Below are 12,529 nucleotides of genomic sequence, written 5' to 3'. Positions count from 1 at the left end.
TACACCCCGAGGTTCAGCAATGGATCTGGTCACAGGGGTGGACGACTCTACGTGATGCCCAGGAATGGGCGATACCGGCATTGGTGGGCGCTGATCGCGATGTGATCATTGCAGCGTCCACTGCCGCAGGTAAAACAGAGGCCGCATTCCTTCCTATCCTGACCAACCTGCTCAACAATGGCGAGACCGCCGGCGCAGTGCTGTATATCAGCCCGCTTAAGGCGCTGATCAACGACCAGTGGGACAGGCTTAGCCGGCTATGTGAGAGGCTCGAACTGCCCGTCGTTGCTTGGCATGGTGATGTGGCCGCAAGCAAGAAACAACGGTTTCTGAAATCGCCTGAGGGCATCTTGCTGATCACACCGGAGTCCCTCGAGGCCCTCTTCGTAAACAGAGGCTCGAGTTTACCTGGTGCTTTTCAGAACCTGCGCTACATAGTCGTCGATGAGCTTCATGCCTTCATTGGCAGTGAGCGCGGTAAGCAACTGCAATCGCTCATGCAACGGGTTGAAATCGTCGTGGGTAGAACGCTGCCCCGTGTAGGGCTTTCGGCGACGCTTGGGGAGATGTCGCTGGCCCGCAAGTTCCTGAGGCCAGCGTGCCCGGATGGCATCACGGTTATTGAGTCAAAGTCCTCTGGCCAAGAGCTCCAGGTACAGGTGCGTGGCTACATTGAGCAGCCCATGCAGCAGCTGGTGGTGGAACACCCGGGGAATGCGTCAACAGATGAAGGCGCAGAGAAGGAAGACACCTCAGGTACCAAAGTGGCTATCGCAGGTCACCTGTACAAGGTGCTGAGGGGGCATAACAACCTGATCTTCCCCAACAGGCGCCAAGAGGTTGAATGGTTTGCCGACCGTCTGCGCTCACTGTGCGAGAACGATGGTGTTCCGAACGAGTTCTGGCCGCATCACGGTAGCTTGTCCAAGGAGCTACGCCAGGATGCCGAGCGGGCGTTGAAAGCGGGAGATCCTCCAGCTTCTGCCGTATGCACTACCACCCTGGAACTGGGTATAGACATCGGTAGCATCAGGACGGTCGCACAGATCGGCTGTCCACCCTCTGTGGCAAGTCTCAGGCAAAGGCTTGGCCGCTCGGGTCGCCGCGCCGGTGAGCCTGCGATGCTCAGGACGTACTGCCGGGAGCGCCCTTTAACAGATAAATCGGATCTCTCCGATCAGTTACGTGAGGGCCTTGTCCAAACAGTCGCCATGATCCGATTGCTGATCAGTGGATGGTTTGAGCCACCTCGATCGGGAGGGCTACACGCTTCGACACTGGTGCAACAGTGCCTATCCTCAATTGCTCAGCTCGGCGGTGCTTCTGCGGCGCAATTATGGGGAAATCTCATCGCAAGCGGCAGTTTTGCGAGCGTCACCAAGCCTGATTTCCTGGGTTTGCTCAAGGGTATGGGTGAGAAGGAATTGATCGTCCAGGACAGCTCAGGACTTCTGCTACCAGGCGAACTCGGGGAGCGGTTGATCAACCACTATGAGTTCTACACCGCTTTCACAAGCGATGAAGAGTTTCGTTTGCTCCGGGATGGGAAGCCACTTGGCTCGCTGCCCGTCAGCAAACCCCTGACCAAGGGACAGCGCATCATCTTCGGCGGAAGGCGTTGGCAGGTTCAGGATGTCGACCTCGAAGCAAAGGTGATCGTGGTCACACCGGCGCGGGGCGGCGAGCCCCCTCAGTTTGATGGGCTTGGTGCCCAGGTCGATGATCGTGTCAGGCTTGAAATGCGAAACGTGTTGATGGAAACCACATCCTGCCCCTTCCTGGACAAACACGCTCAAGCGCTCCTAGACGAGGCTCGGAGTAACTTCCGCGCTCTCGGGTTGGGTGGCGCGGCGATTATTGGCTCTGCCAGCGTAAGCCATGTGGCAACCTGGCGAGGGGATTACACCAACGATGCGCTGGCCTTGTTGCTCAGGCATGTGGGCATTCAGTGTGAAAACACCGGGCTTTTCCTGGAAGTTGCATTCGGCGCGGAGGACACATTGCGAGCGTTGCGGATGGTCGCTCAAATGGACATCTCGAACGTAGAGCCGATCTTGGAAAATGTCGAAAACATGATCCGAGAGAAATGGGATTGGGCCCTTCCCCGCCCGCTCCTCATGAAGTCGTTCGCCTCAAGCCATCTTGATCTCCAAGCCGCGGTCACCACAGCTCGACTCCTTACACTGGAGTCGCCGAGAGAGGAATAGCGATTGCACCATGAATCGCCCCGGATTTTATAGACACCTTCTTTGCTTCGTGGCCGCCCCCGGTAGCCCACGAGCGAAGGAATGCCGCGCCCGCAACGCACCTGCAGCGAGGCAAAAAAAGATCGTGGCCATTTGCTATATCGTCGAGTGCCTACTACTTTTCCAAGCGCCACCGTCGCGTCACCAGGAAGGTGGCCACCTCCCCCCCCCCAGTCCATGCAGCAAGGAGCTCTCAGAATGGGTATCAGTGCCAAAGTAAATGCTGAGTTTTTGATCGACAACAAGACCTACAAAGCTTCGCTCAACATCCCCAACTCTGCACCGACTGCCGATAAGCCGTTCATCTTCACTGTCACCTCCAAAGGCGAAGCCGCAGACGCGGTACCGCAGACACTTCTCGAAGTCGCCGTCGGCGCCACCGACCAGGTATACGTTGCAGTTGCACCACCCATGGACCTGATCTCCGACGCCATTGGTGGTGACGCCAAGGTCGTCCAGGCGCTCAACGTTGAAGTCTCCGAAGGCAAATACAAAGACGGGAAATTCGAAGTCAAGGCCTGACTCCTCCACGGTGGGGCATGTCACTATGCCCCACCGCATTGATGTACCTGCCTGCGGGAGGGCCCCTCGCCCATGGATATCCGCGTTACGGCGCACTTTGCCTGGTCGGAGATTTTTGGTCGCAAGATCGCCGCCCGAAGCAAGTGCCAGCTGGACCTGTCACGCCAGTACAGCCTGATCTATGCAGACCTGGGAACAGAGGATGCACAGGGGTGGAATGTTCTCGCTGAACTCAACAAAGCCTTCGATATCGAGCTTCCGGCCGAATATCTGAGGGTGATGGATGCCGGGTTCTTCACATTCAGTCATTTCGGCAACGGGGCGGTCCCCCCGAACACCTCTTTGGACAAGATTTTCCCGCAATCGCCGGTTCCACTCAGTGTCTCCAGGGCCACCGAGCCGATGACCAATACAGCGGGGTTTTGGCTGACGGTAAGCCTCGACGATATCAAGCTGTTCGGCAGCCTGATTGAAATAGGGTACGCCTCGCCCTCTGGCGACGGTGACAAACTTTCACTCTCCGCGGTGCTGGCTAGAGGGACTGTCGCCGGCAAGGCGGTGAGTGACGCGATCTACTTGGCCAGCTTGCCGAACATCCGCTTGTTCAAGCTGTTCGGCTTTGAAGAGGTCGAGGTTCGATATCGCTTCAAGGAAGCCAGACAGCTCAATGTCAAAGGCAAGCTGCGTGTGTCCCTTTTTGATGAGAAGCAGTATCTGTTCGAAGGGGTACTGAACTCGGACGAGGTCAACAGAACCTTCTCAGCCTGCTTGAAAAGTGCCGAACCCGATCAAAGCGTTACCAGGCTCTTCGGCGACCAGATGCGTGGCATTACCTTCCAGCGCCTGGTGTTCGGGATATTCGCTCGCTATGGCGACAACGATGATCAACGAACATTCCAGGTCCAGGGTACGGTCAGAGTCGGCTCAGCCCAGCTGACCGGGTACATCTACCTGCACAACGGCAAACCCCAGGTGGCCAGCATAAAAGTCGACAAGGCACTGTCGATCGGTGATGTGTTCAACCAATGCATCCCGGGGGCCCCGTGGCCGACCTCGCTCATCGACATCACCTTCAAGGCAGGCAGCGAGCTGTATTACCGCTCGGCCGCTGGAAGCCAACTCGCAAGACTGGAGACATTCTCATGCCCTGCCGAGGGGGACCTGCCCGATCGTCAACTTAGCGCCAGCATCGACTACCAGAATGGGTTCAACATAAGGGCGCTGTTCGACCTGACACTCGTCAAGACCCTGGAAGTGGTCGGCACGATCCAGATTGCCGAGGATGGCGTCACTGCCGATATCAGCCTGGGCAAGCCCATCGACCTCTTCATCGTGACCATCGCGGCATCACGCGCCTCACAGCCCATCGGCGGGCCTGCGTTCGAGCTGTCTACCGTCGAGAAGAAATCCTCTATGGGTTTCGTTGGCAGCCTATGGTTCATGCAGGAACAATTTGGCGTCGACGTCCGCGTGAAAGCCACCAGAAACGCGAAGGGAAACACCCAGGTCGACGGTACGCTCACGGCGCTATCGAACTACCCACCGTTCCTGCCCGCTGGCACATCCCTGGGGCTTCGGTACAGCAAGGACGGTGGCTTCCAGGTGACGAACTGGCCAAGTTTCGAGTATCTGACCAACGCCATCGATTTCATCAAGACACTGCAGAAACTCTCCGACCAGGGCAGCGCCGGGTGCGGCAAACTCGTCGGGTTCGCCTTCGAGAAGCTTCTACAGTCGAAATTCCGCGTGAGTGTCTCGTTTGGTACCCAGGAAAATGATGAGGGGGTAACGCTGGTCCTCGATGGGTCCTATACGCTCTGCGTCGCGCAGACCTCCCTCACCGCGGTAGCGATTCCATTTCCAGGGTTGGTGTCGATCCCCCTACCCAACTCGATCAGCTTTTCCGAGTTGGGCAACTACATCGAACGTGCTCTGGCTGCAGCAGCTGAGTCATTTGTCAAAGCCCTGGTGAAAAACCGAGAGGCCATTGCTGCCGTCATTGGTCTCACCGCGGGAAAAGCCGCGGCCTCCTATGCCGCTACTCTTGCCTGCCAGGCCTTGATCGACGGTGTAGCAGCAGATGCTGTTGTTGCGACAGCTGCAGAGACCCTTGCCGCAGCCACGGCCGCAGAGGCGGGGGCCGGCGCTGCTGGGGCCCTGGTCGCCGGGGCCGTAGTCGCGGTTGCAGATTTCTTTGCTGGCACAGGCACAGGCACAGGGACTGGCACTGGCACTGGCACTGGCGGCACAGGAACAGGAACAGGAACCGCGACACAGAGCCCGCCTGTTGATCCGCGAGTCACCATCACCAACCGTGTGGTCACTCTGACCTGGGGGGGTGGCCAGGGCAATGCGCGCTATCACGCGCAATTGCTCGACAGTGCCGCGACCATCCTGCTGAACAACCCGGACCTGGCGGGTGCGGCCCGGCAGACCCAGTTCGAGTTTGGCCCAGAGTGGCCTTCAGGCCCTTACACGGCCCAGGTCCAGGGTGTTCATGAACAATCGGCCACCCGCTGGGCGGCGGCTCCCTTCAACCGGCTGACAGCGCCGGCCCAACCCAGCGCTCAAGCAGACACCACGGTCCCGGCGCCAGCATATGGAGTGCAGCTGAGTTGGCCACCGATTGCCGGGGCCTCCTCGTACGAGCTCTCTACCCGCCTGCCCGGGAGTGCGACCGATAGGGTCCAGATCGAGCCCGGCGCAGATCAGTCGCTCCCACCTGCGACATACGCATTCATTTTCGAAGAGGCTTCCCCAGCGGGGGATTATCGCTTCAGCGTAACGGCCAAGGGTGGGCATGCATCCGTAGCGAGTCCAGACAGCGAGCCGCTGACGCTTGTACGTCCAGGCCAGCCCCAGGACTTCCAGGCCAGCAGTATCGGCAGCAATGTTGCGTTGCGCTGGCGTTCGGTTGCCGGTGCATTGCGCTACCAGGCATTGGCGCAGAAGAAAGGGGCTGCCCCTCTGGTTATTGAGCTGCATGCCCGGGAGGAAAGCGGCGTCGAGCATGCAGACTTCGCTCTACCCTGCCCTTCGCATTCGCCTTCCGTTTACCAGGTGCAGGTCTGGGCGCTGCCTGGCGCCGACCAGGTGAACTACGTAGCGGGCGTGCCGTCGGCCGTCGTCGAGGTGACGATTACGCCCTATGCAACCGCATCAGAAATGGCCACCGCGCTGCATGCCCTCACTATCGAGGGGAGCGCGTGCGGTACACAGTTGATAGCGGCATTCCCGAACCTGACACCGGACACTTTGGCCATCGCCATGGCGCAAGGCGGCTACCCGGCCATTGAGACCAGCAATGGCCTGCTTGCTGTGTGGCCTGATACCCCACCTCTTGAGCTGGCGACCGTACTTGCCCTGGCGTATCCCGATCCGTTGCAGTTTGCCGCCTCCCAGCGTGACCAGGGCGTGCCTGGAGAGCTGTGCGCAGTCAATCTGTTGAAGGCATTCCCACAGCTTGGCGTATCAGAGATGGCGCGCGCCATGGCAAAGGCAGGTTACCCCGCAACGGACACCGCGACAGGCCTCAAAGTGGCGTACCCCGCCATCTCGCCTGTGGAGCTATCAACTGCGCTGGTGCTCGCTTATCAGTGACGCCGCCATGCCGAGCAAGAAGATCCACCGTTCAACTGCGTCATTCACCCCATTACAAACAGCGACTACGAGAGGTAAACAGCATGAGCACCGAAACCCTGATCAGCATCCTGCAGTCTCTTAAGCAACAAGGGCTGAGCCCCCTTGAGGCGGTCAAAGAGGCACTGGCCCAGCTCCAGTCACGTGCCCGAGGGGCTACCACCGACAACACCGCAGTGGCCGAAGCCGTGATCGAGGTTTTCTCGGCCCTGACCGCGACCCAACTCGCAATCATCCTGCACACCACCTATCCGGACCTGACCGCGCTTGACGTCGGGAAAACCATTCTCAACCCGAAAGTGCTGCCAGCCACACCGGCCACCGAGATGAATGAAGCCCTTGGCAAGGCGGGTTTCGACGCCTCCAGCGTCAGTGATGCAGTGAACATCCTGTATCCGGTTACCGTGACCATTCAGGCCAATCAAGCCTGGCAGCAAAGCGGCCTGACAGTGACTGGCCGCCAGGTCACCCTGATTGCAGCGCAAGGCTCCTGGACTTCCAACCCGGCAACAGGGAAAACAGGCCCGGCCGGCAACACGAACTATCGCGCCAAGCAAGGCTATACCCTGCCAGGCCAGTTCGAGGGGGCCCTGATCGGCCGCATTGGCGACAACGCACCGTTTCTGGTTGGGCCTCAGGTCAAGGTGCCGGCAGGACAGTCGGGGGCCTTGCAACTGTGCATCAACGATGACCTCAACGGGATTTATGGTGCGGGCCTGACGGACAACGTCGGTAGCATGCAGGTAGACATCCGCACGCAAGGCGAATAGCCGATGCTGCCAGCCCGGTGGCTACCTCACCGGGCTGGCAGTCTCATTGCCCCGGCGCGCTGCCACGCTCCCCGAAGAGCAGCGTCACATTGACCCGTTGATTGAGGTAGCCCGGCCGGAAAGCCAGTGGCGCGGTGGCATGGAACAGATCTGAGTTGAAAATCACAGCGCGATTGCACCTGTAAGGGATGACTGTGCGCCGGGCTCCAGCCTCCTTCAGAAAGGCGGCAATTCGATCACCTTGGCGATTGTAGGTTTCGAAATCCCAGTCAGAGGGTGCCTCGACGTCGTAGACCACAAGCCCTCCCGAGTCGCGGTCAAGGTTTGCCTCGTCCGGCGTGATCCAGAAGTTCACGTTCACAGCGGCAAAGTCTGCATGGGGGTGTGTCGCAGGCTGGTCATGCTGGTACTTGAACCCCCACATCTGAAGCAATGGGTGATGCTTGCCGATAAGCTGGGGGAAGCAACGCCGAATCTCATCGGCAACCTGCAGCAGAAGCGGGCAATTGAAACCCTCCCTGAAGAACGCGCCGAGCCGACCATGAGCATATCGGTCGGTATGCCAGATGGTGGACTGCAAACAGAACGCCTGCACAAGCGCCAGTGCATCAGCAGACAGGAAGTCGTCGATCACGACCAGGCCCAGGGGGCTCTCCAGGTAATCGCGTTCAGCTCGCAGCAGCGCCTGGCTCATCTTCAAGGCCCCTTCTTGCAGTCGCGGAGCCTGCAACTGGTGCACATTACGCCCGTAGCTCGGGGGCAGCGCAGCGACGTTGGCCGGGGGTGTTGCCAAACTGTTGGGCTGTTCGAATGGTTGGAGAGCTGCCTCATAGCTAGCAATCTCCGCCTCAAGACGCGGACCAATCAGCTGGTGGTCTCGCAGATAGCGTAACTGCTCCAGGTCGTGGGCCAGCTTCGCCCGCGAAGCCCTCGGTACAGCACCACGCCCTTCGCAGGCACCGGGTTGAGACAGGCTGCGCTCGTCACCACGAACTACAGAGGCATAGTGCGAAGCCCACAGGCCCGCAGCGTCAAGGTCGTGAGTACGCAATGAAGTGCTGACGAGTTGCTCCAGGATCTCTGGATCGCGCGGGTACAGTTCGCCGAGGACCTTCCACATGCCACGGGCCGAATCGTGCTGGCCCATGTGGCCATACAGCGTGGCCAGCAAAAAGGCCAGGTTGGCCCTGGCCAGGTCGAAGGCAGGCTGCAGGCTGATCGCAGCCTTGTAGCTCGAAATTGCGTCCTCATTGCGCCCCGATTGCTGCAAGGCCCAACCCAGGTTGTTATGGCCAACAGCCCAGTCAGGACACTGCTGCACAGCGGCACGAAAGCATGCCTGTGCGGCATCGAACTCGCCCTGATCGCACAGGGTACAGCCTTCCTCCAGCAGCACCGATACGGTCTGCTGCGCGCAACCATTGCCTGCAGCCTCTGGCGTGGTGCGCAGGGCACCATATTTCGCCATCCAGACTTGCGCACTCACGCAAAGCCTCTGAACGGGTCAAGGGCAGCCTTCATCTTCATGGCGCGGCCGAAAGCGTCCTTGTCGGTACTTTCAGCAGCCTCATTCCCGTCATCGCCAATCGCGGCGCTCGCACCGCCAGTGTCATTCAATGCAGCCCAGGCAGGCTCGGTCTCAAGAGACCTTGCGCCGTAGGCTCGAATCACACCGGTTATGTTTGTACTATCCCTTTCAGCGTGCATGGTCCGTCCTTGGAATCGAGCATCAGGTGGCTCGTGGAGCCGGGTTGCGAAACGCCTAGCATAGCCACTCTATCGCCACCATCCACTGAAAGTGCAGCTACAGGTGGAAATGCCCCGCAGCCTCGGGCTGATAGAGCACCTTCCGGATCTCGATCCGGCGGGTTCGATCAGCGATTCGCCAGTCGATGGCGTCCCCCTCCTGATAGCCGAGGATGGCGGCGCCGATGTCGGAACACACCGAATGCTTGCCGGTGCTGCTGTCCGCGTCTTCGGGGTAGACCAACGCCACTTCGATCTCCTCGTCGTCCAGCTGCAACAAGGCCCTGGAGTTCATCGTGACGACATTGCGCGCCACCTGCTGCGGCTTGACGACGATGGCCCGCTCGAGCTCATGCTCGAGTTCCACCACGGTCGGGCCTTCCTCTAGCGCGATCAGGCCCTCGAGCCTGGCCTTGTCGATTTCTGTGATGTAGATCCCGGTGGAGTCGCCCACGGCACCTTCGCGCAAGAACGTGAGGTAGCGCCCCATCGTCATGGCAAATGACTTCAATGTCGGGGTTTCGCTCTCCAGCACAAAGCCGCTGCGTACAAAGGCTTTCAGCGAGCGCGTGTTGTCCGGGTGGATCTTGGCGATGAGCTTCTTGGCCCGCATGTCGAGGAAGGCCAGTTTCATGCCTTCGCGAATCGTACGGGCGCCAAGGTTTCGGCCCCACTTGTCGCTGTCTCCGATGACCAGGACGATCTCGCAGTTGGAGCCAGTCTTGACGAGGCGGACAAAGCCGACGGGGGCGTCATGCCGGTCATAGGCCATGAAGAATCGGCCGCCCCGATTGAATAGATGGGTCAGGATCGGCAATTGAGTCCGATCGATGGCTTGTTCGATGGAGCGAGAAACATCACGCGAATCACTCAGATAGCAGGTAACACGTTCGTCTTCCAACCAGTCCATCAACGTCAGCGCATGTGCCCGGGTAATTTCAGGGCACAGCGAAATGAAAGGCCTGTTCATCTTCACCACACTTGATATGCAAAGGATGAAAGCCCTTCATGGCGATTGCCATGACGGTTCTTTCGGCAACCGGCCATCTTAAGACATAACGCCAGAATGGCGAACAGTTTGCGCACTTTCCTCCCCCCTCACCGCCTGCGTCCCAACGTCGCAGCAAAGTGACTTGGCAAATGCCGCGCAATGCTTAAAATCTCGCCTCCTTTTCTACAGTCTGCAGGGGGCATCGCCCTGCCCTGGCTGGCCCTTTCCTGCCGTTCGATACATCGCGCGTACTGCCCGAAGGCGCCGTGCAGCAGGTCACTCGAGGTTTTTATGTCTCCGCGTTTGCTGGCCATGGCGCTGGCGCCCCTGCTGGGCCTGTTCATCATCGCCCTGGGCAATGGTGCCTTGTCGTCCTTGACCACGTTGCGCCTGGGCGAAGCCGGGGAATCGGCCACGATGATCGGTATCGTCGCCTCGGCCTACTTCATCGGCCTTACGCTAGGCGCCCTGTTCAACGACCGGCTGATCCTGCGGATCGGCCATATCCGTGCCTACAGCAGCTTCGCCTCGCTGATTGGCGTCACCATCCTGCTGCAGGGCATGTTCTATGACACCTGGGGCTGGTTCGTGCTGCGTCTGATCAACGGCTGGGCCACCGTCGGCGTGTTTCTGGTCATTGAAAGCTGGCTGCTGCTGGCCGGTGACGCAAAGATCCGCGGGCGCCTGCTAGCGCTCTACATGATCGCCCTGTACGGCGCTGGCGTGCTGGGCCAGGCAACCCTGGGCGAGATCACCGGTTGGGGCGACACGGCGCCATTCATGGTCGCCGGCATGCTCGCGTCCTTGTCGGTGCTGCCGATCGTGATCCTGCCGCGGGTGTCGCCGCTGCTCGACCAGGTCGAGCCGCTCAAACCACGACAGCTGCTGGGGGTGACGCCTACCGGTTTGGTGGGTTGCTTTGGCTCAGGGGTGGCCATTGCCGCCGTGTATTCGTTGCTTCCGCTGTACCTGCAGCGTATCGGCCACGATATCGGCGAAGTCGGCAGCCTGATGGCCTGGACGATTCTCGGGGCAATGCTGCTGCAGTATCCCGTAGGGCGCTGGTCTGACCGCAGGGACCGCCTGGAAGTACTGACCGTGCTTGCGGCGGTATGCAGCGTGCTTTCGCTGGCAGTGGTACTGCTGCCGCTGTCCGCGACGCTGCTGGCCGCACTGCTGTTCCTGCTGGGCGGCGGCGTGTTCGCGCTCTACCCGGTAGCGGTCAGCCATGCAGCAGACCGCGCGTCGCCCGAGGCGCTGGTACCCATGATTCAGGGCCTGCTGCTGATCAACTCGCTGGGCTCTGCCATGAGCCCGCTGATGATCTCGCCGGTCATGACATCGCTGGGCGAAAACGGGCTGTTCTGGGCCTTCGCGGTGGTCAACCTGAGCATGGTGACGTTTTTCGTCTGGCGTCGCGGCAAGCGCCCGGTACCGGTCAATCCTGCGCCGTTCACGGCCTCGGCAACCTTTTCGCCTACCGGTGCCGAGTTGCGCCTGACAGAAGACCTGATGCAGGCCGTGCAGGATCACCCGCCGATGCCCGATGCGGTCAACGGCCAGGCCGCCCCCAAGCCCGCGCCACACTGCGAGCCTGGTTGAAAGAGGCTACAGTGGAGCGTCCCGACACCCCGAACGCGTTGATCGAGCGTTCACCTTGGGTCGAGAGGCACTGCTTCAGCAGTCGACAGCCTCTTGGGCAACTCGCAATCTGCTCGAAACTGCCGGAGGACGCATGAACCGTTTCAATCCACGAAAGCTTGGGCTGTCAAAGTGGACCGCCTGCCAGCCGGTCAACCGTGAAAAGCACTTCCTGGTCACCGAGTTGATTTGCGATGAGCACGGCACACCCCTGCAGATCGAACTGCAGGCCGTGCACAGCGGGCGAAAACAACTGCTCGATTGGCAGGAACTCAGGGATAGCCAGCGCTGGAAAATCGGATGGTGCTGAACGGCACATTCTGGGTATGGGACGATCAACCGATCGCCTTGTGAATCCTTTGACTGGCAGCATGGATCTCGCAAACCAGTTGCCTCACCGCCTCCTCAACCGTGCCTTCATTACGGCACAGCACCCACCCGTTATCCGCAACCGCCTGCTCGAATGCCTTCGTGGCAGCAACCTGCTCCTCCAGGCTGAACATCACGGTACTGCCCAGCCCTCGGGTTCTGGCCGCCGCCCTCGCCCACGAAATCTGCGGGCTGGTAACCACCCCTACGTGCAGGTCCGGCACACTCACCTCGCGCTCGAGGTTCAACCGCAGAATCTCGGCAAACGGCACTATCCGGCGAAACGCCGCATCCGATGGATACCAGCGGTCGATCAGGATGATGCTGTTGGGCGGCTGCCTGGTCAGCACCTGGCGGGAAATCCAGGCCCGGCTCTCGGCAAGGCGTTCGCAAACCGCCCACTCCAGCGACCGGCTGGGGTTTCTGACCAGTGCGTTGACGAGCGCCATCGTCTCGCCCCGGCCGGGGTCGCTGTTTTTCTCGGACAGCCGGACCACCTTTCTGCCGTCAGCCCGCAGTGCCTGGGTCACAGCTTCCAGCAGCGTGGTCTTGCCGGTTCCCTTGGGGCCATCCAGCGAAACGAAAAGCGGACGGTTCATTGTTGT

8 protein-coding genes and 1 pseudogene are annotated in these 12,529 nt (G+C 60.1%); 6 read left to right on the top strand and 3 right to left on the bottom strand.

Annotation, left to right across the window (positions count from 1 at the left end; all coding sequences use genetic code 11):
- The first annotated feature begins 23 nt into the window (after positions 1 to 23).
- From FW760_RS03400 to FW760_RS03385, 4 genes are all read left to right on the top strand, one after another.
- Positions 24 to 2,207, top strand: a complete 2,184-nt coding sequence (locus FW760_RS03400) for a DEAD/DEAH box helicase (protein ID WP_229590263.1) — start codon at positions 24 to 26, stop codon at positions 2,205 to 2,207.
- Between the two features lie 237 nt (positions 2,208 to 2,444).
- The gene (locus FW760_RS03395) at positions 2,445 to 2,768 is read left to right on the top strand and encodes a hypothetical protein (RefSeq protein ID WP_116053973.1); all 324 of its coding nucleotides are present in this window, start codon (positions 2,445 to 2,447) and stop codon (positions 2,766 to 2,768) included.
- Between the two features lie 72 nt (positions 2,769 to 2,840).
- The gene (locus FW760_RS03390) at positions 2,841 to 6,368 is read left to right on the top strand and encodes a hypothetical protein (RefSeq protein ID WP_116053970.1); all 3,528 of its coding nucleotides are present in this window, start codon (positions 2,841 to 2,843) and stop codon (positions 6,366 to 6,368) included.
- 83 nt (positions 6,369 to 6,451) lie between these two features.
- The gene (locus tag FW760_RS03385; RefSeq protein ID WP_446443583.1) at positions 6,452 to 7,177 is read left to right on the top strand and encodes a hypothetical protein; all 726 of its coding nucleotides are present in this window, start codon (positions 6,452 to 6,454) and stop codon (positions 7,175 to 7,177) included.
- A gap of 43 nt (positions 7,178 to 7,220) precedes the next feature.
- On the opposite strand, the gene FW760_RS03380 is transcribed toward FW760_RS03385, so the two are convergent.
- Positions 7,221 to 8,663, bottom strand: coding sequence for a tetratricopeptide repeat protein (locus tag FW760_RS03380; RefSeq protein ID WP_446443582.1), 1,443 nt, complete (start codon positions 8,661 to 8,663; stop codon positions 7,221 to 7,223).
- Positions 8,664 to 8,981: 318 nt separating this feature from the next.
- A pseudogene (locus tag FW760_RS03375) lies at positions 8,982 to 9,945 on the bottom strand (GNAT family N-acetyltransferase).
- Between the two features lie 260 nt (positions 9,946 to 10,205).
- Between FW760_RS03375 and FW760_RS03370 the strand changes: the two are divergent.
- Both FW760_RS03370 and FW760_RS03365 read left to right on the top strand, forming a co-directional pair.
- Entirely contained in the window at positions 10,206 to 11,516 is a 1,311-nt protein-coding gene (locus FW760_RS03370; RefSeq protein WP_058540197.1) for an MFS transporter, read from the top strand.
- Positions 11,517 to 11,649: 133 nt separating this feature from the next.
- The gene (locus tag FW760_RS03365) at positions 11,650 to 11,865 is read left to right on the top strand and encodes a TIGR02450 family Trp-rich protein (protein WP_054914496.1); all 216 of its coding nucleotides are present in this window, start codon (positions 11,650 to 11,652) and stop codon (positions 11,863 to 11,865) included.
- Positions 11,866 to 11,890: 25 nt separating this feature from the next.
- Here FW760_RS03365 and FW760_RS03360 read toward each other — a convergent pair whose 3' ends face one another.
- Positions 11,891 to 12,523 carry a dTMP kinase gene (locus tag FW760_RS03360; protein WP_116053965.1) on the bottom strand — a complete coding sequence of 211 codons (633 nt, stop codon included), beginning with the start codon at positions 12,521 to 12,523 and terminating at the stop codon, positions 11,891 to 11,893.
- Positions 12,524 to 12,529: the final 6 nt, after the last annotated feature.

It is taken from the genome of Pseudomonas sp. 1176_21, assembly GCF_052850635.1.
The sequence above is the reverse complement of the archived record's forward strand: the minus strand, read 5'-3'. Positions and strand labels throughout refer to the sequence as shown.

What these genes read in the sequence shown, in the direction of transcription:
- FW760_RS03395 (WP_116053973.1), top strand. Translation starts at nt 2,445, where the DNA reads ATGGGTATCAGTGCCAAAGTAAATGCTGAGTTTTTGATCGACAACAAG.
- FW760_RS03390 (WP_116053970.1), top strand. Translation starts at nt 2,841, where the DNA reads ATGGATATCCGCGTTACGGCGCACTTTGCCTGGTCGGAGATTTTTGGT.
- FW760_RS03385 (WP_446443583.1), top strand. Translation starts at nt 6,452, where the DNA reads ATGAGCACCGAAACCCTGATCAGCATCCTGCAGTCTCTTAAGCAACAA.
- FW760_RS03370 (WP_058540197.1), top strand. Translation starts at nt 10,206, where the DNA reads ATGTCTCCGCGTTTGCTGGCCATGGCGCTGGCGCCCCTGCTGGGCCTG.
- FW760_RS03365 (WP_054914496.1), top strand. Translation starts at nt 11,650, where the DNA reads ATGAACCGTTTCAATCCACGAAAGCTTGGGCTGTCAAAGTGGACCGCC.
- FW760_RS03360 (WP_116053965.1), bottom strand. Translation starts at nt 12,523, where the DNA reads ATGAACCGTCCGCTTTTCGTTTCGCTGGATGGCCCCAAGGGAACCGGC.